The following is a 22,113-nucleotide window of genomic DNA, read 5'->3' as shown; positions in this document are numbered from 1 at the left end:
GTCGGCCCCGCGGTGCGGAGCGGTGACGTGCCTTCAACACCTACTTCGGTCGGAGGGGGTCGATCGGATGCACCTGCATGGAGATTCCTCGGAGGGTGGGCCGGCGCCGGCCGGCTGGAACGGGGAAGGCCGGCACCCCTGCACGGGGTGCCGGCCTTCGCCGGCGTGTCGAGCCTCGCTCAGCTGACGCCGAGCAGGTCGATCACGAAGATCAGGGTCTTGCCCGACAGCGGGTGGCCGCCGGCGGTGCCGTAGGCCTGCTGCGGGGGCACGACGAGCTTGCGGCGGCCGCCGACCTTCATGCCGGGGATGCCCTCCTGCCAGCCGGCGATGAGCGCCTGCAGCGGGAAGTTGATCGACTGGCCGCGGCTCCACGACGAGTCGAACTCCTCGCCCGAGTCGTACTCGACGCCGAGGTAGTGCACGTCGACCGTCGAGCCCGGCTGGGCCTCCGCCCCGTCGCCGACGACGATGTCCTCGATGACGAGCTCCGCGGGAGCCGGTCCCTGCGGGGCCTCGACCTCGGGCTTGCTGTTCGTATCAGTCATGCCCTCCATCCAAACGGATGCCGGCTCGCGGTTCAATCCGCGGACGCCCGTCCACCGCCCTCTTGCGCGGAGGGCGAACAGGATGCACTCTGTACCCCTAAAGACTCGTCGCCCCGGAGCGCTGTCGGCTGAGGCCACACCACGGGGCGACGAGTTTTCTCTTGTCCGGGCCCATGCCGAGCCTCACGGTCAGGGCGCCGAGATCGCGGCCCGGTCGCGCGAGACGGCGTCGAGCAGCACCCGCTCGTCCTCGAAGCGGCGCACGTCGGCGCGGCCGGTCGCCATCGCGTTGCGCGTGAAGGCGAGTCGCGTGGCATCCGCGATGAAGCGCCGCACCTCCGCAGTGCGGGGCGGACGCTGCGCCTTCGCCCACTCGAGGGCCGCGCGCCGGCCCGCCCAGGTCGACAGCCCATCGACCTCGTCGGGACTGAACCATCCGGCCGCGGCGTACTCGGCGAGCCGCGCCCGGGTGACGCGCTGCTCGGCGCGGCGCAGCAGCACGACCAGCACGATCGCGCCGATGAAGATCGGGACCTGGACGGTGAAGTAGAGCGCGAACGCGTCGGCGAAGGCGAGCGAGCCGTTCCAGAACGCGTGCAGGAGGACCGCGCACGCCAGGCCCAGCGCGAACCAGCCGAACACGTTCGCGCCGTGGCCGCGTCGGGCCGCGATGCCCACGGCGATCCCCGTGCACGCGGTGAAGAGCACGTGCGCGAACGGCGAGAACAGGCCGCGCACGACGAACGTCATGCCGAGCTCCTGGGCGCCGCCCTCGACGAGCGCGGCGCCGAAGTACAGCACGTTCTCGGTGAACGCGAACCCGGCGGCGATCGTCGCCGCGTAGACGAGGCCGTCCACCGGGCCGTCCAGGTGCGAGCGGGCGAGGGCGTAGATGAGCAGCACGCCCAGGCCCTTGGCGAGCTCCTCGACGATCGGCGCCTGCACGACGGCCCCCATCGCCTGTCCCGTCGTCGCGCCGTCGGGCTGAGTGAACGCGGCGAACAGCTGCACGCCGAGGTCGACGATGAGCGCGATGGCGACCGAGACGGCCGCGCCCCACAGGAACGCGAGCCAGAGCGCCCACCGCGGCTCGGGTTCCCAGCGGTCGATCCAGCGCACCGCGAGCAGCACGATCGCGAGCGGCACCAGTGCGACGACGGTGCCGACCACGAGCACGGAGACGCCGAGCGCCACCGCGAGGTAGCCGGCGACGAGCAGGCCGACGAGGATCGCGACGGCGATGAGCGCGACGATGGCGACACCGGCGCCGGCGCGCCGCGGAGCGTGCGGGAAGGCGGGCGTGCCGGACGTCGGCGCGTCCGGGCGGGGTCGGTCGGGGGTCGGCTGGGCGTGGCTCACGCGGGCAGCCTAGCGATCGCTGGTCGGCTCGAACATCACGCCGGGGTTCAGGATGCCGCGGGGGTCGAACACGGCCTTGATGCGGCGTTGCAGCTCGACCGAGTCGTCGCCGAGCTCCTCGGCCAGCCATCGCCGCTTGAGCACCCCGACCCCGTGCTCGCCCGTGAGCGTGCCGCCGAGGCGAACGGCCGCACGGAAGAGGTCGCTCGCGGCCGCCCAGATCCGTTCGGGCACCTCCTCGCCCTCGAACACGAAGTTGGGGTGCAGGTTGCCGTCGCCCGCATGCGCCAGCGTCGGGATCTCGACGCCGTACCGTTCGCCGATCCGGGCGATCTCGCCGAACATCTCGGGCAGCCTCGAACGCGGCACGGCGACGTCCTCGATGAGCACGCTCCCCCGCGACGCGAGCGCGGGGTGCATGGCGCGCCGCACGTCGAGCAGCCGCTCGCCGGTCGCGACGTCGGTCGAGCGGCTGACGCGCCCGCCCGCCTCGGCGAACACGCGCGCGACGACCTCCGCCTCGGCCGCGGCATCCCCCGCGTCGAGCTGCGCGAGCAGGAAGGTCTCGCCCTCGGCGAAGTCGGCGAGGGGGGTCCCCGCGAGCGCGTCCGCCCCCAGGTACTCGGCGACGCGGGCGAGTCCGACCGGATCGATGAGCTCGAGGACGGCGGGGCGCACACGGGCCGCGGCCACCGCCCCCACTGCGACGCCGGCGGACTCGACGTCCGGGAACGCGGCGGCCACCGTCTCGACGTCGCCGCGCACGACCGGGCGCAGGCGCACGGTCGCCTCCACGATCACGCCGAGCGTGCCCTCGGAGCCCGTCAGGAGCGCGGTGAGGTCGTAGCCGGTCACGCCCTTCACCGTGCGGTGGCCGGTGCGCAGGAGGGAGCCGTCGGCGAGCACCACGGCCAGCCCGAGCACGCTCTCGCGCGTCACCCCGTACTTCGCGCACAGCAGTCCCCCGGCGTTGGTGGCGATGTTCCCGCCGATCGAGGAGATCGCCCGGCTGGCGGGGTCGGGCGCGTACCACAGCCCGTGCCGGCGCGCGGCGGCGTCGAGCCGACCGTTCAGGACGCCCGGCTCGACGACGGCGAGCTCGTCCACGACGTCGAGTTCGAGGATCCGGTCCATCCGGGAGAGGTCGAGCACGATCGACCCGCGACTCGACATCGCACCGCCGGCGAGCCCGGTGCCCGCGCCACGCGGCACGACGGGCGTGCCCGTCTCGCTCGCGATGCGCATGAGCGCCTGCACGTCGTCGATCGACGCCGCGTGCACGAGCGCGAGCGGCGGGGAGTCGCTCCGCTGCCCCGACCGGTCGGCACGCACGGCCTCGAGTCCGGGGCCGTCGAACAGCACCCGATCGTCGAAGGCGTCGGCCAGTCGCGAACGGAGGTCGGCCGGTGCGGGATCGCGGTTCATGCCGTTCAGCGTACTGCCGCCGCGATGTCCGATTCCCGCTATGCCGATGGGCCCCGGGATGCGAGGCTGGACCCGTGAGCACGACCACCGCCACCCGCGCGCGCCGCACCGCTGCCGAGCCGGACCCACTCGCGGATCCCGTCTTCGCCGAGCGGTACCGGGCGATGCTCGCCCGCGACGAGCGCTTCGACGGGCAGTTCATCACGGGCGTGCACTCGACCGGCATCTACTGCCGCCCGAGCTGCCCCGCCGCGCCGCCGAAGCCGCGCAACGTCACCTTCTACCGCACCGCCGCGGCGGCCCACGAGGCCGGCCTCCGGGCCTGCAAGCGGTGCCTGCCCGACGCCGTCCCCGGAAGCCCCGAGTGGGACCTGGACGACGACCTCGCGGCTCGAGCCATGCGGCTCATCGCCGACGGCGTCGTCGAGCGCGAGGGCGTGCCGGGGCTCGCCGCACGACTCGGCTACACCCCGCGGCACCTGACCCGCGTACTCACCGCCGAGCTCGGCGCCGGGCCGCTCGCCCTCGCCCGGGCCCACCGCGCGCAGACCGCGCGCGCACTGCTCACGGCGACGTCCATGCGGGTCTCGGACGTCGCGTTCGCCGCCGGTTTCGGCAGCATCCGCCAGTTCAACGACACCGTACGGGCGGTCTACGAACGCAGTCCGCTCGAGCTGCGGGCCTCGGCCCGCGCTCGCACCTCGAGCCGCCGACGGGCCGGGACCGCGAACCTCCCGGCCGCTCCGGCGTCGACGGCACCGGCATCCTCCGCGACTTCGTCCGACGCGGCCGGTGAGAACGGCGTCGTCCGGCTCCGGCTGCCCGCGAGGGCGCCCTTCGACGCCGGCGGCGTCTTCGCCTGGCTCGACGCGCGTTCCCTCCCCGGAGTCGAGGAATCCGGACCCGACGGCTACGAGCGCACCCTGGCGCTGCCGTCCGGTCCCGCGCTCGTCCGGCTCGCGTCCGTCCCATCGGCGCCGGCGCTCGAGGTGGAGGCCCGCCTCGCGAGCCTCGCCGACCTCTCGCCCCTCGTCGCCCGGGTGCGCCGGCTGTTCGACCTGGACGCCGACGCCGAGGCGATCGACGCGGCGCTCGCGGCCGACCCGGGGCTCGCGCCCGCCGTGGCCGCGGTGCCCGGCATCCGCATGCCCGGCACCCTCGACGCCCACGAGCTCGTCATCCGCGCGCTCGTCGGGCAGCAGGTCTCGGTCGCGGCCGCCCGCACCGCCCTCACCCGGCTCGCCACCGAGCTCGGCGAGCGGGTCGAGTTCGACGGGCGCACGCGCATCCTCTTCCCGACCGCGTCGGACATCGCCGAGCACGGCGAGGCGGTGCTCCGCGGCCCGGGGGCGCGCATCCGCACGATCCTCCACGTCGCCGCGCGGCTCGCCGCGGGCGAGCTCGTCGTGGCGCCCGAGCGCGAACGCACCGACCTGCGCGCGGAGCTCCTCGCGATCCCCGGCATCGGCCCGTGGACCGCCGGGTACCTCGCGATGCGCGTGACCCGCGAGCCCGACGAACTGCTCGTCTCCGACCTCGCGCTGCGCAACGGGGCCGCCCGGCTCGGCCTGCCCCGGGAGGCGCGAGCGCTCGCCGAGCGCGGGGCGGCGTGGGCCCCGTGGCGCAGCTACGCGTCGATGCACCTGTGGCGGGCGGCCGCGAACTGATTCGCCGGGCCGACTTGTCGACGTGACGGAGCATCCGGCACGGTTCGTTGTACGTTCTGCACAGGCCTGCGACGAGCCCGGCCGATAGCCTAGACCGGTGAAGTTCGCGCACCTCCGAGTCGAAGGCCAGACGACCCCACGACTCGCGGCGGTCCACGACGAGCAGGCACTCTTCCTCGACGAGGTGATGGACGACGCGCCGCGCGACCTGCAGGACCTGATCGAGCGCGGCCCCGAGGCACTCGACGGCGTCCGTTCGGCGGTCGACGCCGCCATCGCGTCTGGCGCGGCCACCAGCGCGGTCGCCGACCTGCGGCACGAGTCCGCGGTGCTCCGGCCCGCGCAGGTGCTCGCGATCGGCGCGAACTACGCCGCGCACGCCTCGGAGCTGAAGCTGCGATCCGAGTCCGCCATGACGATCTTCTCGCTCTGGCCGAACTCGCTCACCGGCCACGGGGCGACGACCACCTGGGCGGGCGACGTCGCGACCCAGGTCGACTACGAGGCGGAACTCGGCGTCATCATCGGCCGTCCGGCCCGGAACGTGTCGGCGCGCGACGCCCTCGACCACGTGTGGGGCTACACCGTCGTCAACGACATCACGGCCCGCGACATCCAGTTCAGCGAGGCCCAGTGGTCGCGCTGCAAGTCCTTCGACGGCTTCACGCCGACCGGGCCCGTGGTCGTCACCGCCGACGAGGTCGCCGACCCGCAGGACCTCTGGCTCACGACCAACCTCGACGGCCACATCCTGCAGGACGCCTCGACGAACGAGATGGTCCGCAGCGTCGCCGAGATCATCGCGTACCTGTCCCGCACCGCGACCCTCCCTGCGGGAACGCTGATCTCCACCGGGAGCCCGGGCGGAGCCGGCTACTCCCGCAATCCGCAGGTGTTCCTGCGCGACGGTTCGACCGTGACGGTCTCGATCGAGGGCATCGGGTCGCTGACCACGCACTGCCGCGTGATCTGAGCCCGCGGCGCGACCGGGTCGCGCCGCGGCCCGGGATCAGTCGCTCGGCTCGCCCTTGCGCTCGACCACGTCGACGGCCTGCGTGATGGGGTGCACGCCCGACAGGCGCGACGGCATCAGCTGGCGGGTCACGTCCTCGCGCGTCATGAGCCCGGACTCGACGACGAGGTCGGCCACCGGCCGGCCGGTCGCGAGCGCCGCCTTCGCGAGCTTCGCGGCCTCGGTGTAGCCGATGAACGGGATGAGTGCGGTGATCACGCCGACGCTCGAGGCGACCTGCGCGTCGAGGCGCTCGGTGTTGGCCGTGATGCCGTCCACGCAGTTCACGCGCAGCGTCCAGCAGGCCTGGCGCATCCAGGTGATCGACTGCAGCAGCGAGTGCGCGATCACCGGCTCGAACGCGTTCAGCTGCAGCTGGCCGTTCTCCGCGGCCATCATCACCGTGACGTCGGCGCCGGCGACCGCGTAGGCGACCTGGCTGACCGCCTCGGGGATGACGGGGTTCACCTTGCCCGGCATGATGCTCGAGCCCGCCTGCTTCGGCGGGAGGTTGATCTCGCCGAGCCCGGCCTGCGGACCGGAGGAGAGCAGCCGGAGGTCGTTGCAGATCTTCGAGAGCTTGATCGCGCTGCGCTTGAGCGCGCTGGAGAACGTCATGAAGACGCCCGTGTCGCTGGTCGCCTCGACGAGGTCGGGGGCGGTCTCGAGTCGCTGGCCCGTGATCTCGCTCAGGTGCCGGACGACGGCGGCGGCGTAGCCCGGGTCGGCCGTGATGCCCGTGCCCACGGCCGTGCCGCCGAGGTTCACCTCGGAGAGCAGCTTGATGGTCTCGCGCAGCCGCGCGATGTCCTCGCCGAGGGTCGTCGCGAAGCCGTGGAACTCCTGGCCGAGCGTCATCGGCACCGCGTCCTGCAGCTGGGTGCGGCCGACCTTGAGCACGTCGTGGAACTCGCGGCCCTTCCGGCCGAACGAGATGCGCAGGGCGTCGAGCTCCGCGAGCATCGTCGTGAGCGACATCGTCATCGCGAGCTTCAGCGCGGTCGGGTAGGTGTCGTTCGTCGACTGGCTGCGGTTGACGTCGTCGATCGGGTGGATGAGGTCGTAGCGGCCCTTGGGCTGCCCCGCGATCTCGAGCGCGACGTTGGCGATGACCTCGTTCGCGTTCATGTTGGTCGAGGTGCCGGCGCCGCCCTGGATGACGCCGACGATGAACTGGTCGTGGAACTCGCCGTCGATGATGCGCTGGCACGCTTCATCGATCCACGCCTGCTTGCGCGGCTCGAGGGCTCCGAGCTCCTTGTTGGCGCGGCACGCGGCCTGCTTGACCTGGGCGAGCGCGACGACGAGCTCGGGATAGACCGAGATCGGGCGCTTCGAGATCGGGAAGTTCTCGAGGGCGCGCTTGGTGTGCACGCCCCAGTACGCGTCGTGCGGGATCTCGACCGATCCCAGCGAGTCCGTCTCGGTCCTGGTCTCGGTCGTGTTCGTGGTGATCACCTCGTCCTCCGATCGGACGTTCTCGACGGTTCGGGGATGCGGTCGGGTCATCGACACTCTGGCTCCATCGCCTCGTGGTTCGCGCGGGATCGCCGCGCCTGTTCGCCCCCGAGCCTACTCGCGGGCGTGCGGCGATTCCCGCTGCAGCGTGTACGTTGCGTGCGCATCCGCTGTACACGGCGTCCGTTTCCCGCGTGGTGCGCTCGGCGGGCGCGCCTCGGCGCCGCTCAGACCCCCGACACCGCGAAGAGCCGCCACTCCCCCGGCACGCCCCGGAGCAGGTGGACCCCTCGGTCCTCGAATCCGATGCCCGAGCCGACGACCAGGTCCTTCACGGTCCCGGACGCGAGCACCGTGCCCGGACCGGCCAGCGACATGACCCGCGACGCCAGGTGCACCGCGATCCCGGCGACCTCGCCGCCGTTGAACTCGACCTCGCCGCTGTGCACCCCTGCTCGCACCTCGATCCCGAGCGAGCGGACCGCCGAGGTGATCTCCCATGCGCAGCGCACCGCGCGCGCCGGACCGTCGAAGAGCGCGAGGAACCCATCGCCGGTCGACGTGACGCCCCTGCCGCGATGTCGCTCGATCAGCGACCGCACCAGGGCGTCGTGGGCGAGCTTGAGGTCGAGCCAGCGCTGGTCGCCGAGCCGGGCGGCGTGATCGGTCGAGCCGACGATGTCGGTGAAGAGCACGGTCGCGAGCACGCGGTCGTCGATCGGGACCGGCCGGTCGCCCGTGACGAACTCCTCGATCTCGTCGAGCAGCGGCTCGGCGTCGAGGAACTGCGGGTACCAGTCGGCACCGGGCAGCTCGACGAGTCGGGCGCCCGGGATATGGTCGGCCAGGTATCGGCCCATCGCGATGCGGTAGTGCAGGTTCCCCGAGCGGTGGAGCACGAGGGTGGGGGCCTGGATGCTCGGCAGCACGGAGCGGACGTCGAGTTGCAGCACCCACCGGTACATCCGGGTCGCCGCGGCAGGTGATGCCGAGAGGCGCATGTACCGCCCGATCCACCGCTGCAACTGCGGGTCGTCGACCGCGCTCGGGGCGCTGAGCCCGAGCACCTCCCCCGTGCCCCACGCCCGCCGCCATCCTTCGAGCAGGCGCTCGACCGACGTCTCCGGGAGGCCGATCGGGTAGTCCGGAGCGCGGAGCATGCGGGCGAAGGTGTTGACGAGCACCAGGGAATCGGTGCGATGCGGATGACTCGCCGCGAGCATCATCGCCATGGGCCCGCCTTCGGCGTCGCCGAGCAGCGTCGCCGACGTCGACTCAACCGCGTCGAGCACCGCGCGCGCGTCGTCCATCCAGTGCTCGAGCGTCGGCAGCGCCCCCATCGCGACCGGGTCGGAGATGCCGGCACCGCGCTTGTCGAAGCAGACGACGCGGGCGAACCGGGCGAGCCGCTCGAGGTAGCGCACCATCGAGGGGTGCTCCCACATGATCTCGATGTTGCTCGCCCAGTTGCCGATCATGAGCAGGTCGCGCGAGCCGCTGCCGAAGACCTGGTAGGCGACGGAGCCGTCCTCGACCTCCGCATAGCGTGGTTCGGGCGCTCCCGCACCCCACGCCGGCATCGGTACGCCGCGCTCCCCGTCCATTCCGCCCCCCCAGCGTCAGGGTAGCGCCGACACCCGCGCCATGCGATGGGCCCCGACCGGTCGGGTCGGGGCCCATGACGGGCGGCGGATCGCGATCAGATGAAGGCGAGCGGTGCGAGGGGCAGCAGGAGCAGCCCGAACGCGAGGAAGCCGAGGGCGGCGAGCACGGCGCCGCCGAGCAGGACGCCGTTGAGTGCGACGCCCCAGATCGCCATGGTGCGTGCCGCGGGCTCGCGTCGCAGCGCGAGGATGCCGAGCACGAGGCCGGCGATCGGCACGACGAAGGTGAAGCCGGCGACGAGCGAGAGGATTCCGAGCACGAGGCTCGAGACGGCGAACCCGCGCGTCTCGACGTCGGTCGCCGGTGCGGGGGTGGCGGTGGTCATGGGTCGATCTCCTTGTCCGTGGATACGACCTCCACGCTAGGCACGCCCGGCCCGCCGCGACATCCGGCTGACCCCCGCATCGGCGGGGCGGCTGACGCCACCGCGCGAGCGCCGGTAGCATCCGTGCGAATCGCCGAGCGCGAACCGAGCCCCCTGATCGGAGTCCCCATGTCCCTGCCCTGGACCGTGCACGGCGACGGCACCCACGTCGCCCCCGGCGACGTCGTGGCGCCCGGCGAGCGCCTCTCGTGGCCGCGCACCATCGGCCTCGGCGCGCAGCACGTCGTGGCCATGTTCGGCGCGACGTTCCTCGTCCCGGTGATCACGGGCTTCCCGCCCGCGACGACCCTGTTCTTCTCCGGCATCGGCACGATCCTCTTCCTGCTCGTGACCCGCAACCGGGTGCCGAGCTACCTGGGATCCTCGTTCGCGTTCATCGCCCCCATCACCGCGGCGACGGCCGCCGGATCGATCGACGACCCGATGGGAGCGGCACTGTTCGGCATCGTCGTGGTCGGCGTGCTGCTCGCGCTCGTGGGCGTCGTCGTCCAGGTCGCGGGCTCGCGCTGGATCGACGTCCTCATGCCGCCCGTCGTGTCGGGCGCGATCGTCGCGCTCATCGGCCTGAACCTGGCGCCCGTGGCGCGCACGAACTTCGAGGCCGCGCCGGTGACGGCGATCGTGACCCTCGCGGCCGTGATCGTCGCGAGCGTGCTGTTCCGGGGCATCCTCGGGCGCATGTCGATCCTCGTCGGCGTCGTCATCGGCTACGTCGTCGCCGTCGCGCAGGGCGAGGTCGACTTCGCCGCGGTGGGCGCGGCGGCGTGGGTCGGGCTGCCGAGCTTCCACCTGCCGGCGAACCCGATCGCCGACGCCGCGGTCTGGGGACTGCTCCCGGCGTTCCTCCCGGTCGTACTGGTGCTCGTCGCCGAGAACGTCGGCCACGTGCGCGGCGTCGCGCAGATGACCGATCCCGCGGTGAACGCGTCGACCGGTCGCGCGCTGCTCGCCGACGGGCTCGCGACGACGCTCGCCGGCATGTTCGGCGGATCGGGCACCACGACGTACGGCGAGAACATCGGCGTGATGGCGGCGACGCGCGTGTACTCGACCGCCGCGTACTGGGTGGCCGGCGCGTTCGCGGTGCTGCTCGGCCTGTCGCCGAAGGTCGGGGCGCTCATCAACACGATCCCGCCGGGCGTGCTCGGCGGCGTGACGACCGCGCTCTACGGGCTCATCGGCATCATCGGCGTGAAGATCTGGGTCGACAACCGCGTGGACTTCCGCAGTCCCGTGAACCAGTTCACGGCCGCGACCGCCCTCGTGATCGGCATCGCCGACTTCACGTTCTCGACCGGGTCGGTCGTGTTCAACGGCATCGCCCTGGGCACGGTCGCCGCGATCGTGATCTACCACGTGATGCACGGCATCGCCCGCTGGCGCGGCACGGGACTGCCGGCCGAGCCGCCGACGCCCGAGGCGGACGCGACCGACCCGCGAGGATGATGGACCCATGCCATCCCCTCATCGCCCCGGCCTGCGGGTCGACTCCGGACTGACCATTCCGGAGTCGGAGCTCTCGTGGCGCTTCTCGCGCTCGTCCGGGCCCGGCGGCCAGGGGGTGAACACCGCCGACTCCCGGGCGGAGCTCGTGTGGGACGTCGCGGGCTCGGCCGTCCTCTCCGACCTCCAGCGGGATCGCCTGCTGGATCGACTGCGCAACCGCCTCGTCGACGGGGTGCTGACGATCACCGCCTCGGAGCACCGCGCGCAGCTGCGCAATCGGGAGGCGGCCCGGGCGCGACTCGCGGACGTCGTGGCCGACGCGCTGCGCCCGCCCCCACCGGCACGTCGACCGACCACGCCGAGTCGAGGCTCCAGGGAACGGCGGTTGGCGGCGAAGAAGCGGCGCACCGACGTCAAGCGCCTGCGCCGCCCGCCCGGCGACTGATCCGCGCGGGGCGCTCGCCGTCGGACGCCGGACGCATCGCGGCGCGCGCAGCCGGGAGCCGTCAGCGCTCCGCCTGCAGCGCCCTCGCCCAGCGCGCCCGGTGGGCGGCGACGTAGCGGGTCACGGCCGCCCAGTGGTCGCCGTGCCCGTCGACGTACATCGACCCCCAGGGCTCCTCGCCGGACTCGTGTCCCGACCGCAGGAGCTCGAGCATCGCCGCGGACCGCTGCGCCATCGCCGTCGGCAGGGCCTCTCGCAGGGAGCGGTCCGCGGCGTAGCCGTCGACGAACGCGGCGAGGTCGCGGCCCGCATCCTGCGGGGACCGACCGACGTCCCCGAGCGTGAACGCCTGCGCGGCGTACGCGAGGTCCCACAGGCGCGTGGACGGCGCGGCGGCATCCCAGTCGATGAACACCCAGCGCTCGCCGACGACGAGGTTCCACGGCGCGAGGTCGTTGTGGCAGACGAGGTCCCCGGCGGGGGCGGGGATCGCGCACTCCCACGTCGCATCCGGCTCAGGGACGAACGGGGCGCTCGCGTCGTGGATCGCCCGCACCATCGCGCCGACCCGATGCAGGTCGTCGCGGGTCAGCGGGACGGCATCCATCGCCAGGCGCCCCGGGACGAACTCGAGCACCTGCCTGCCCTGCTCGTCGCGGCCCCTCGGGGCCGGCGCGTCGACGCCTGCGGCGCGAACGGCGTCCAGGAACGCATGCACGTGCGGCGTTGCGTCCGACCAGGCCTTGCGCACGGTCTCGCCGATGCGGACGACCGGTCCGCTCGCGTTGCCGCCGTCCAGGGGCCGCCCGGTGTCCACGCCGTGCTCAGCCCCCGAGCAGCGCCTCGACCGGTCCGCGAGCGAAGTAGACCACGAACCCGGCGGCCACGATCCACAGCAGCGGGCTGATCTCGCGGGCCCTGCCGGCGAACGAGCGCACGATCACCCAGCTGACGAAGCCCGCGCCGATGCCGTTGGCGATCGAGTAGGTCAGGGGCATCACGGTCACCGTGAGGAACACGGGCAGCAGCACGCTGAAGTCGTGGAAGTCGATCTCGCGGATCTGCGACATCATGAGCGCACCGACGATGACGAGCGCCGCGGCCGCGACCTCCGAGGGCACCACCGAGGTGAGCGGCGTGAGGAACATCGCGAGCAGGAACAGCACGCCGGTGACGAGGTTCGCGAGGCCGGTGCGCGCGCCCTCGCCGATGCCGGAGCCCGACTCGATGAACACCGTGTTCGACGAGCTCGAGGTGAACCCGCCGGCGACGGCGCCGACGCCCTCGACGACGAGCGCGGAGCGCAGTCGCGGGAACTCGCCCTTGGCGTCGGCGACGCCGGCCTCCTTCGACAGGCCGGTCATGGTGCCGAGCGCGTCGAAGAAGTTCGTGAAGACGAGGGTGAAGACCAGCATGAGGGCCGCGAGCACGCCGATGCGCTCGAAGGAGCCGAAGCTCACCTGGCCGACGAGCGAGAGGTCGGGCAGGCTCACCCACTGCGCGGGCAGTTCGGGAACCGAGAGGCCCCAGCCCTGCGGGTTCACGCTGCCGTCGGCGCCGAACTTCGGGCCGAGGTCGAGGATCGCCTCGAGCACGAGCGCGAGCACGGTGCCCGAGAGCAGCCCGATCAGGATGCCGCCCTTGACGCGTCGCGCGACGAGGATGCCGGTCAGCAGGAGCGTGACCACGAACACGATGGTCGGGACGGTGCCGACCGAGCCGTCGACGCCGAGGCCGACCGGCGGCGAGGCGGCGCCGGTCGCGGTGACGAAGCCCGCGTCGACGAAGCCGATGAAGGCGATGAACAGGCCGATGCCGACGGTGATCGCGAGCTTCAGCGGCAGGGGCACGGCCTCGAAGATGAGCCGGCGCAGGCCGGTCGCGGCGAGCAGCACGATGATCAGGCCGTTGATGAGCACGAGCCCCATGGCCTCGGGCCAGGTGACCTGCCCCACGACCGACACGGCGAGGAAGGAGTTGATGCCGAGGCCGGCGGCGAACGCGAACGGCAGGCGCGCGACGAGCCCGAAGAGGATCGTCATGACGCCGGCGGTGAGCGCCGTGACCGCGGCGACCTGGGCGAATCCGAGGTCGTCGCCGGCCACGTCCGTGCCGCCCGACAGGATGATCGGGTTCAGGATGACGATGTAGGCCATCGTCACGAAGGTCACGACGCCGCCGCGGATCTCGGCCGGAATGGTCGAGCCGCGCCGGCTGATCTCGAAGAAGCGGTCGAGCGCGCCGCGCATAGATCGCGGCGAGGGCTCGGTGGTGCGAGGCTCGGTGCCGGCGGGCTCGGTCCCCTCGGGGTCGGCGGTGGTCGTGTCGGGTCCGGTCGTCATGCGTCGTCCTGCGTGGGTCGGGTGCGCCGGGGCGCACGGGTGTGGGTCGCTCGGGATGAGCGGATCGCGGGACGACGGTGGCCCGGGCCGCGAGGCGGCGGGCTCGGCGCGCCGCCTGCCGGACGGTGCGGTCCGAGCGGGCGAGAGGCGCCGAGTCGATGGTACGTCAGGATGGCGCGTCGTGCTCATCCACGACGGTGGCGAGGTCCGCCCCGAACACGTAGGTGCGCCGCACCCGTCCCCCCGCGAGCACCCCGGGCAGCCACCGGCGCGCGTCGTCCCACATCTCGGCGAGGGGCACGCGTTCGAGCGGGAACCACTCCGGATCGAGTTCGTCGGACGGACCCGGAGCGCCGAGGAAGGACCGCACGACGAAGACGTTGGAGACCTGGCTCCACGCCTCGCGGTGCGGGAACAGGTAGGTCAGCCGGCCGCGCGGTTCGAGGTCGCCGCCGGCGACGACGAGACCCGACTCCTCGTGCACCTCGCGCACGGCCGCGTCGACGGCCGACTCCCCCGGCTCGAGCTTGCCGCCGAGGCCGACGTAGTTGCCCTCCCCGAGCCCGTGCTTCTTGCGGCCGAGGAGCACCTCGGTGCGCCCGTCGACCTCGCGGAGCACGTAGCAGACGCAGACCTCGGGCAGCGCCATCCGCTCGCCCGGGGCCTGCATCGGCTGGTCGCCCACGCGGTTCAGCCGAAGAGGATCTTCGCCTCGTCGTACCGCGCCTGCGGCACGCTGTTGAGCCCACCGGTGGCCTCGGCGATCGTGACGCGCTCGATGTCGGTGCCGCGGAGGGTCACCATGCTGCCCCACGCGCGATCGAGCGCGGCATCGACCGCCGCCATGCCGAGCCGCGTCGCGAGCACCCGGTCGTACGCCGAGGGCGCGCCGCCGCGCTGGATGTGGCCGAGCACCGTGTGGCGCGACTCGATGCCCGTACGCTCCTCGATCATGGGCGCGAGCTTCTCGGCGATGCCGCCGAGGCGCGGGCGGTTGAAGGCGTCGAGGCCGAGGTGCGAGTGCGCCTCGTCCATGGTGTCGAGCTTGAAGCCCTCCGCGACGACGACGAGGGGGGCGCGGCCGCGCTCGCGAACGGATTCGACGTACTCGCAGATCTCCTCGATGCCCATCGGCTGCTCGGGGATCAGGATGGCGTGGGCGCCGCCGGCCATGCCCGAGTGCAGGGCGATCCACCCGACGTGCCGGCCCATGACCTCGAGCACCATGCAGCGGTCGTGCGACTCGGCCGTCGTGCGGAGCCGATCGATCGCCTCCGTCGCGATCTCGACCGCGGTGTCGAACCCGAACGAGTAGTCGGTGGCCGCGAGGTCGTTGTCGATCGTCTTCGGCACGCCGATCACCGGCAGCCCGCCCTCGTCGACGAGGCGTCGGGCCGCGGTGAGCGTGCCCTCGCCGCCGATCGCGATGATCGCGTCGATCCCGTGCTCCTCGAGGGTCGCACGGATGTTGTCGGGTCCGCCCCGCTCGCCCTCGAAGGGGTTCGTGCGGCTCGAGCCGAGGATCGTCCCACCCTGCTTCGAGAGGCCCCGCACGTCGTGGCGCGTGATGGGCATGATGTCGGCCTCGACGACGCCCCGCCACCCCCAGCGGAACCCGACGAACTCCGCCTCGTGCGAGATGACGCCCTTCAGGACGGCGCCGCGGATGACCGCGTTCAGGCCGGGGCAGTCGCCGCCGCTCGTCAGAATGCCGATCTTCATGCCTGTGTGACTCCTCGTGAGGGGTGGACGTCCGCGGGGGTGCCGCATCGTCGGGGCGCGAACGTGGGGAGTCTAGCGGGGCGGGCGCGCTCCGGCCGCTTCGGCGACCTCGGCCGCCCGCCCCGGTGCGCGCTCCGCCCGCGCCCGCATGGCCCTACAGGGCGCCGTCGAGCGCCTGCCGGAGCAGGTGCTGCAGCGCATCGAGCTGCACCGAGTCGGCGGAGCCCGGCTCGACATCGCTGCCGTCGAGCGCGCGGAGCGCGAGCCCCTGCTTCTGGTCGATGAGCTCGGCGATGCGCGCGTCCACGGTGTGCGCCGCGATGATGCGCCACGCCGTCACGGGCTCGTCCTGGCCGATGCGGTGCACGCGGTCGATCGCCTGCGTCTGCTCGGCCGCGGTCCAGCTGAGCTCGGCGAGCACGACGTTCGACGCGGACTGCAGGTTCACGCCGACGCCGGCCGCCGTGAGCGAGCAGACCGCGACCGAGACCTCCGGGTCGGAGTTGAACGCGTCGATGGCCTCCTGGCGCGCCACGGCGGACTGGTCGCCGCGGATCGACACCGTCCGGAGCTCCCGCGCCGCGAACGACGCCTCGGCCTGGTCCATGACGTCGATGTGCTTGGCGAAGAACACGACCTTGCCCGCCGAACGGGCGAGCTGCGCCGCGTAGTCGGCCGCGAGGCCGGCCTTGGCCTGGCCGATCCGCCGGACCATCGTGAAGACGTTCTCGCCGGACTTCGAGGACTTCGACTCCTCGAGCTCGGACAGGGCGACCGCCCGGATGAACTGGTCGCGCTCGAGCTCGTCGAGGTCGCCGACCCGGAGCTTGCGCGACTCGACGAGCGCGCGGAAGCGGCTCGCGAGCCGGTTCCCGAGCTCGCGCTCGGCGGCGCGGATGGAGCGCCCGAGCTCGTCGTCGAGCTCGACGGGCAGGTCGGCGATCCGCTTGTCGGGCAGGTCGGCGGCCACGTCGACCTTGCGGCGGCGGACGATGCCGAGGTCGATCACGCTGCGCCGCGCCTCCGGGTAGAAGCCGGGGTCGGCGGGCGTGAGCCCGGTCTCCTCGAGCTGCCCGAGCAGCGACGGCGACGGGCGGTCGCCCTCGATCCAGCCGAGGAACTGCCAGATCGCACGGAAGTCGTCGACGTCGTTGATGAGCGGCGTACCGGTGAGGGCGAGCAGCAGCGGGTCGCCCGCGGCGCCGTCCTCGCGGATGCGCTCGGCGAGCGCGAGCACGTTGCGCGAGCGCTGCGACTGGAGGTTCTTGATGAAGTGCGCCTCGTCCACGACCATGCCGCGGAAGCCCATCGTCGACAGCCACGACATGTGCCGGTCGAGCACGTCGTAGTTGACGACGATCACGTCGGCGAAGGCGTCGACCGTGTCGCCGTCGCCGTGGATGACGGTCGCGCGTCGGTGCGGGGTCCAGCGTTCGACCTCGCGCGCCCAGTTCATCTTCACGACGTTCGGCACGACGGCCAGCAGCGGGTAGGCGTCGGCGACGGATGCCGCGAGCACCGACTGCGCCGTCTTGCCGAGGCCGGGCTCGTCGGCGAGCAGGAACCGGCGGTGGCCCTGTCGGGCGGACTCGACGAACCGGGCCTGGTGCGGCATCAGTTCGAGCCCGCGGGGCGAGAGCCGGTCCACCCGCGGCGCCTCCGGCAGGTCCATCGACGCCGCCTGGCCGCCAGAGCCCGACTCGAACGACTTGAAGAGCGGCCCGAGCAGCTCCCAGTTGGCCAGCCGTCGCACCGGCACGGTCGGCTGGGCGCCGCGACTGAAGTCCGGTGCGAGGAACGGGTTCGCCAGCTTCCGCGACTTCACCGAGGGCGGCACGACCTGGTTCTCGGAGAGCACGGGCAGGGGCTCGGACTCGCGGACGATCACGAGCTCGTCCTCGCTGAGCTCCGCGCCCGACTCGAGGAGCCAGTCGCGACGGAAGCGCTGCGCGACCGTCGAGATCGAGGCGTCGGGCTCGAGCAGCGTGATGAGGCTCGTGTCGCGCGCCGCGGTCTTCGCGAGGATCTGCGCGATGCCGTCGAGTCGCTTCAGCAGCTCGGCGCGTGCGGCGTCGCCGATGTCGGGGTCGGCCCTGACCCGGGCCCGCTCCTCGCGCATGAGCAGCGCGATGACCTGGAACTTCGTGCGGTTGGTGGGACCCAGCTTGTTCTTCTGGGCCTTCTGCTCGACCTCGCGGACCTTGCGCGCGAGGATCGGGATGATGGGCGCGTCGTCGTCGCGCGAGCGCGTGCGCTGTCGCTGCCTCGTCTGGGCCAATGGTCCTCCCCTGTCTGGGCCCGATGCGATCCGGCGCCCGTGGCCACGGGCGGGTAGCCGGCACCGGGCGACGGGAACGAAGCGAGCGTGGCCGTCGCGGTGCACCGGATCCGTGATGTGCCGAGCATGGCGGAGCGAGTCCCCCGGCCGTCGGCCCGCGAATGGATCCGTCGAGCGCCGGGGGACATTCTACGCGCCGGGAGCGGGTCGGCGCGAATACGTTCGGGACACGGGGAGTCGAGGGCCCCCTGATCCCTCCACGTGCAGCCCTGTCGCGCCGCCGCCGGCGGGGCTAGTCTCGTGGCATGGACGAGTCGACCGGGGTCGGCGGGGACATCGCCGACGATCACGAGTTCCAGGTCGCACAGGACGGCGAGGCGCCGCCCCGGACGGAGTCCGGCGCCGACGAGGCACGCGCGACCGGCGAGGACGACCAGGACGACGTCGTGGGGATCGACGCCGAGCGCCGCGTCGTGCTGCCGGAGGACCCAGCCGTCGCGGCGGCCGACGAGGACTGAGCGCGCGCCGGGAGGCGCGTCCGTCGACCGCGGTCAGACCCCGCCGCCACCGCCGCCGCCGCCACCACCGCCCGAGGAGCCGCCCCCGCCGGACCCGCTCGAGGACGAGCTCGACGAGGACCCCGACCAGCTCGAGTTGGACGCGCTGCTGAACGAGCCGACGCTCGCGGCGAAGTACCCGGCGTTGAACCCGCTGCGTCCCGCGTACCAGTCGGGTTCGCGACCCTGCTCCGCGTACAGCGCGGCGAGCACTCGACTCCACTCCTTCTCCATGCCGAACAGCACCGAATAGGGCAGCAGTCGCTCGTTGAGCCGCAGCACGGTCGCCGGGTCCGGGACGGCGCCGGTGCCGGGCCCGACGGGGGCCGGCCGGCCGCTCGCCCTGGCGTCGGGTGCCGGCGGCGGGATCGCGGGCGCCGCGGCGGGCACGCGCTCGGCACCCGTGGGCGACTGGAGCACGCGCAGGCGGTCGGCCTCGGCGAGCCGGATGTACTCGCGCAGACCCTCGAGGTGGTCGCGCGCCGTGCGACCGCGTTCGGTGAGGGGTCGCACGCCGGAGACGATCGCGATCGTGGCGAGCGCGGCGACCCCGCCGAGCAGGATCGTCGACCACGGCCAGTGGCCGCCCATGCGGTCGTCGAGCGCGACGAACCCGAACACGGCCGCGAGCACGGCCGACCCGATGGCCGCCACCGCGAGCAGCCCGCGTGCACCGCGCGCGGGCGTGCGCCGGAGCCCCTCCCGCACGACCCGGGTGTGCACGGAACGGCGCAGGCTCGCGAGCCGCGTGCCGAGCGTGCGATCCTGCGAGCGCAGGTCCCGACGCGCGCCGATCGGCGCGACCGCACCGAACAGCGCGCGGAGCACTCGCGTCGCGTCGCGGTCGGCGCCGTCGATCGGGCCGGCCAGCTCGACCGAGTACCGTCGCGACCCCGTCTCGACGATCCGCACGCGGCGACCCACCGCCTCGTCGAGGAGCGTCGCCGTGATCCCCTTCCCCGCCGCGCCGACGAGGTCGGCCGCCTCCATGAGGGTGAGGCCGTCGGGCGGCTCGTACTCGGCGACGATGATGCCGCGACCGGGATGGGAGCGCCAGCGCGTCCCGCGGAGCACGCCCGCGACCACCGCGAGGGCGACCGCGAGGATCGCGCCGACGAGCGAGGTCATCGCCGCAGGCGAGGAGGTGAACCGCTCGTCCCGCGGCGCGAAGGTGCCGGGCTCGAAACCGAGCGCGACCGTGAGGTTCTCGAACGGTCCGAGCGTGCTCGCCTCGGCGACCACCACGGGCTCGCCGTCCGCGAGCGGTGACAGCCGCTCGCACGGGGTCGTGGACCCCTCGTACCCGCGATAGCACGCGACGTCGCCCGTGAACGCGGGGACGAGGTCGGGTGCCAGGCGCACGGTGGCGCGGACGACGCCGAACGGCTGGCGCCATCCCGTGCCGTTGACGTCCCAGTAGAACTCCTGCAGCGCGACGTCCGACGGATCGAAGGTGACGTTGCGCTGGTCGTAGGTGATCACGTAGGTCTGCTCGCCGTGCACGTAGTCGGCGGCCGCGACGGTCACGAGCACGAACTCGCCGTCCTCGCTGCGGTCGACCTCGTACTCGCGGGGCGCGCCGGTCTCGTCGACCACCGAGACCACCGCCACGTCGGTGGGGTGGCCGTCGTACCAGCGTGGGATGGCGCGGCGGATGCCGCGGTTCTGGTCGATCTCAGGGAAGACGGCGACGAGCGTCTCGGTGGTGCGGAGCGTCGATCGCCCGCCGTCGTCGCGGTCGAGGTCGTAGACGGCGTCGAAGCTCGCGAACCGGAAGTCGTCCACGTCCGCCGCGGACGACACGGCCGCGAGCGGCGCGGAGTGGAGCGCGTCGTTCGGGGCCGTCGCGGCGAGTGCGACGGAGGGCGCGCCCAGCAGCACCGAGCCCGCGAGCACGAGGCCCGCGAGGGCGTGGCGGAGTGTGCGGCGCCGTAGCGGGCGCGGGGTGGCCATGCGCTCACGCTAGCGAACGGAATGCGGCCCGTCACGCCCCGCGTCGGCGTCCCGGCATACGGTGCCGGGTATCGCGCCCGGGCGTATCCTGACGAGGTGATCGAGGACATCAAGAAGCGGGCGCTGCACCGCACGAAGATCATCGAGGGCCAGCTCCGCGGCATCGAGAAGATGATCGAGAACGAGGACTACTGCGTGGACATCATCACGCTCTCGCTCGCGGTCCAGAAGTCGCTCGGCTCGCTGAACAAGCTCCTCGTCGAGAACCACCTGCGCACCCACGTGTCGCACATGTACGAGCAGGGCGGCGACCAGCGCGAGGAGGCGGTCGCCGAGCTCGTGCGCATCTTCGAGCTCTCCAACAACCGGGGGTGACGTGCCGCGCATCGAGCTCGTGACGGGCGACCTCACGCGCGAACGGGTCGACGCGATCGTGAACGCCGCGAACCCGACCCTGCTCGGCGGCGGCGGCGTCGACGGCGCGATCCACCGGGCGGGCGGGCCTGCAGTCCTCGAGGCGTGCCGTCGCCTGCGGGCGACGTCGCTGCCGGACGGGCTGCCGACCGGCGAGGCGGTGGCGACGACCGCGGGCCTGCTCCCGGCGCGCTGGGTGGTGCACACCGTCGGCCCGGTCTGGCCGGGCGCGGGCGAGGAGGCGGCACGACGCCGGTTGCTGCTCGCCGGCGCCTACCGCAGTTCGCTCCGGGTCGCGGCCGAGCTCGGCGCGACCTCCGTGGCCCTTCCGGCCGTGTCGGCGGGCGTCTACGGCTGGCCGGCCGACGACGCGGCCGAGGTCGCCGTCGGCGTCGCGGCCGAGGCGGACCGCGCGCCGGCGCTCGTGCGGTTCGTCCTCTTCTCGGAGCGCATGCACGCGGAGTTCGTCGCGGCAGCGGACCGGCTGGGCGCCGACGTGACGGTGCGCTGAGGGTCAGGTGCCGGGAGCCGTCGAGGCGATCCAGGCGTCGAGGTCGCTCGGCTGGTCGGTGATGATGCCGTCGACGCCGAGCGCGCTCACCTCCTCCCACCGGTCCTGCGTGTTCAGCGTGTAGCAGAGCACCGCGATGCCCGCCGCGTGCGCGGCGTCGATCGCCTCCGGCGCTGCGGTCACCGAGGCCGCGGTCGTGCCGTAGCCGATCAGGCCGAGCTCGTCCGCCATGGGCACCGGGTCGGCCGGGAGCTCCCGGATGAGCATGATCCGCGGCGTGGTCGGGGCGACCTGGCGGATCGACTGCAGCGTCTCGACGCTGAAGCTCTGCAGCACCACGCGCCCTCGGAGTCCGTGCCGTTCGACCAGGTCGAGCACGACGCGCACCTCCGACGGCGTCCAGGTCGCCTTGAGCTCGACCAGCGCGCGCGCCTCGTCGCGTTCGGCGAGGGCGGCGAGGAATCGGTCGAGCGTCGGGATCCGTTCGCCCGCCCAGTCGCCGGAGTACCACGCCCCGGCGTCGAGCCGCTCGAGTTCGTCGAGGTCGAGGTCCTCCACGCGACCGTCGCGGCCGGTGACGCGGTCGAGGCCGGTGTCGTGGAAGAGCACGGGCACGCCGTCCCGGGTGAGCCGTACGTCGGTCTCGACGTACGCGAGTTCGTCCATCGCGAGTTCGAGGGCGGGCATGGTGTTCTCGGGCGCCGCCGAGCGGTCGCCGCGGTGCCCGATGATCGCCGCGGCCTCCCCCGGCTGCCGGAGCGCGCCGAAGACGTCGATGGCGTACACGTCGTTCGGGGTGGCGGCCGTCCAGAGCAGGCCGGCCGTGGCGAGCATCCCGACGGCGGCGAGCGGGATGCGCACGAGCGGTCGGGGCGGATGGGCGAGGCGGCGGACGGCTCGGCTGGCGGGGGCCGCGGTCGCTGGGT

The 22,113-nt window shown here is 73.1% G+C and carries 20 protein-coding genes; 7 read left to right on the top strand and 13 right to left on the bottom strand.

The window, feature by feature from the left end:
- Window positions 1-179 precede the first annotated feature (179 nt).
- The 3 genes from ABME01_RS13130 to ABME01_RS13120 all read right to left on the bottom strand — a co-directional run bounded on the left by ABME01_RS13130 (window position 180) and on the right by ABME01_RS13120 (window position 3,332).
- Entirely contained in the window at window positions 180-548 is a 369-nt protein-coding gene (locus ABME01_RS13130) for an FKBP-type peptidyl-prolyl cis-trans isomerase (protein ID WP_353828873.1), read from the bottom strand.
- A gap of 189 nt (window positions 549-737) precedes the next feature.
- Entirely contained in the window at window positions 738-1,907 is a 1,170-nt protein-coding gene (locus ABME01_RS13125; RefSeq protein WP_353828872.1) for a PrsW family intramembrane metalloprotease, read from the bottom strand.
- A gap of 9 nt (window positions 1,908-1,916) precedes the next feature.
- Window positions 1,917-3,332, bottom strand: a complete 1,416-nt coding sequence (locus tag ABME01_RS13120; protein WP_353828871.1) for an FAD-binding oxidoreductase — start codon at window positions 3,330-3,332, stop codon at window positions 1,917-1,919.
- Between the two features lie 74 nt (window positions 3,333-3,406).
- Here ABME01_RS13120 and ABME01_RS13115 point away from each other — a divergent pair, with 74 nt between their 5' ends.
- Complete coding sequence (locus tag ABME01_RS13115) at window positions 3,407-4,999, top strand: AlkA N-terminal domain-containing protein (protein ID WP_353828870.1); 1,593 nt, start codon at window positions 3,407-3,409, stop codon at window positions 4,997-4,999.
- A gap of 97 nt (window positions 5,000-5,096) precedes the next feature.
- Window positions 5,097-5,972: a fumarylacetoacetate hydrolase family protein gene (locus ABME01_RS13110; protein WP_353828869.1), complete on the top strand. Its 876-nt coding sequence runs from the start codon at window positions 5,097-5,099 to the stop codon at window positions 5,970-5,972.
- Between the two features lie 36 nt (window positions 5,973-6,008).
- Here the strand turns inward: ABME01_RS13110 and ABME01_RS13105 are convergent, their stop codons facing one another.
- The 3 genes from ABME01_RS13105 to ABME01_RS13095 form a co-directional block, all read right to left on the bottom strand.
- Entirely contained in the window at window positions 6,009-7,469 is a 1,461-nt protein-coding gene (locus ABME01_RS13105; protein ID WP_353828868.1) for an aspartate ammonia-lyase, read from the bottom strand.
- Between the two features lie 227 nt (window positions 7,470-7,696).
- Window positions 7,697-9,073, bottom strand: a complete 1,377-nt coding sequence (locus ABME01_RS13100; protein ID WP_353828867.1) for an adenylate/guanylate cyclase domain-containing protein — start codon at window positions 9,071-9,073, stop codon at window positions 7,697-7,699.
- Window positions 9,074-9,168: 95 nt separating this feature from the next.
- Complete coding sequence (locus ABME01_RS13095) at window positions 9,169-9,459, bottom strand: hypothetical protein (RefSeq protein ID WP_353828866.1); 291 nt, start codon at window positions 9,457-9,459, stop codon at window positions 9,169-9,171.
- 168 nt (window positions 9,460-9,627) lie between these two features.
- Here ABME01_RS13095 and ABME01_RS13090 point away from each other — a divergent pair, with 168 nt between their 5' ends.
- Window positions 9,628-10,965 (top strand): uracil-xanthine permease family protein, encoded by a 1,338-nt coding sequence (locus ABME01_RS13090; protein ID WP_353828865.1) that lies wholly within the window; start codon window positions 9,628-9,630, stop codon window positions 10,963-10,965.
- Window positions 10,966-10,972: 7 nt separating this feature from the next.
- On the top strand, window positions 10,973-11,410 hold the full coding sequence (gene arfB / locus ABME01_RS13085; protein WP_353828864.1) for an alternative ribosome rescue aminoacyl-tRNA hydrolase ArfB: 438 nt from the start codon (window positions 10,973-10,975) through the stop codon (window positions 11,408-11,410).
- A gap of 61 nt (window positions 11,411-11,471) precedes the next feature.
- Here arfB and ABME01_RS13080 read toward each other — a convergent pair whose 3' ends face one another.
- The 5 genes from ABME01_RS13080 to ABME01_RS13060 all read right to left on the bottom strand — a co-directional run bounded on the left by ABME01_RS13080 (window position 11,472) and on the right by ABME01_RS13060 (window position 17,752).
- A complete protein-coding gene (locus ABME01_RS13080) occupies window positions 11,472-12,227 on the bottom strand; it encodes a phosphotransferase (RefSeq protein ID WP_353828863.1) in 756 nt (251 codons plus the stop codon).
- Window positions 12,228-12,234: 7 nt separating this feature from the next.
- Window positions 12,235-13,659, bottom strand: a complete 1,425-nt coding sequence (locus ABME01_RS13075; protein WP_353828924.1) for an NCS2 family permease — start codon at window positions 13,657-13,659, stop codon at window positions 12,235-12,237.
- A 259-nt stretch (window positions 13,660-13,918) separates the two neighbouring features.
- Complete coding sequence (locus tag ABME01_RS13070; RefSeq protein ID WP_353828862.1) at window positions 13,919-14,437, bottom strand: 8-oxo-dGTP diphosphatase; 519 nt, start codon at window positions 14,435-14,437, stop codon at window positions 13,919-13,921.
- Window positions 14,438-14,442: 5 nt separating this feature from the next.
- Complete coding sequence (locus ABME01_RS13065; protein WP_353828861.1) at window positions 14,443-15,474, bottom strand: 6-phosphofructokinase; 1,032 nt, start codon at window positions 15,472-15,474, stop codon at window positions 14,443-14,445.
- A gap of 154 nt (window positions 15,475-15,628) precedes the next feature.
- Entirely contained in the window at window positions 15,629-17,752 is a 2,124-nt protein-coding gene (locus ABME01_RS13060) for a DEAD/DEAH box helicase (protein WP_353828860.1), read from the bottom strand.
- A gap of 305 nt (window positions 17,753-18,057) precedes the next feature.
- Here ABME01_RS13060 and ABME01_RS13055 point away from each other — a divergent pair, with 305 nt between their 5' ends.
- Complete coding sequence (locus tag ABME01_RS13055) at window positions 18,058-18,270, top strand: hypothetical protein (RefSeq protein WP_353828859.1); 213 nt, start codon at window positions 18,058-18,060, stop codon at window positions 18,268-18,270.
- 33 nt (window positions 18,271-18,303) lie between these two features.
- Here ABME01_RS13055 and ABME01_RS13050 read toward each other — a convergent pair whose 3' ends face one another.
- Complete coding sequence (locus ABME01_RS13050) at window positions 18,304-20,262, bottom strand: DUF2207 family protein (RefSeq protein ID WP_353828858.1); 1,959 nt, start codon at window positions 20,260-20,262, stop codon at window positions 18,304-18,306.
- 96 nt (window positions 20,263-20,358) lie between these two features.
- Here ABME01_RS13050 and ABME01_RS13045 point away from each other — a divergent pair, with 96 nt between their 5' ends.
- Together ABME01_RS13045 and ABME01_RS13040 are read left to right on the top strand one after the other, a co-directional pair.
- Entirely contained in the window at window positions 20,359-20,637 is a 279-nt protein-coding gene (locus ABME01_RS13045; RefSeq protein WP_353828857.1) for a metal-sensitive transcriptional regulator, read from the top strand.
- Between the two features lies 1 nt (window position 20,638).
- On the top strand, window positions 20,639-21,187 hold the full coding sequence (locus ABME01_RS13040) for an O-acetyl-ADP-ribose deacetylase (RefSeq protein ID WP_353828856.1): 549 nt from the start codon (window positions 20,639-20,641) through the stop codon (window positions 21,185-21,187).
- Window positions 21,188-21,190: 3 nt separating this feature from the next.
- On the opposite strand, the gene ABME01_RS13035 is transcribed toward ABME01_RS13040, so the two are convergent.
- Window positions 21,191-22,113, bottom strand: a 923-nt coding sequence (locus ABME01_RS13035; protein ID WP_353828855.1) for a glycerophosphodiester phosphodiesterase, incomplete at its 5' end; no start/stop codon positions are given.

The organism is Agromyces litoreus, from assembly GCF_040496015.1.
Lineage (GTDB): Bacteria > Actinomycetota > Actinomycetes > Actinomycetales > Microbacteriaceae > Agromyces > Agromyces litoreus.
This window is presented reverse-complemented; position numbering and strand designations above follow the sequence as displayed.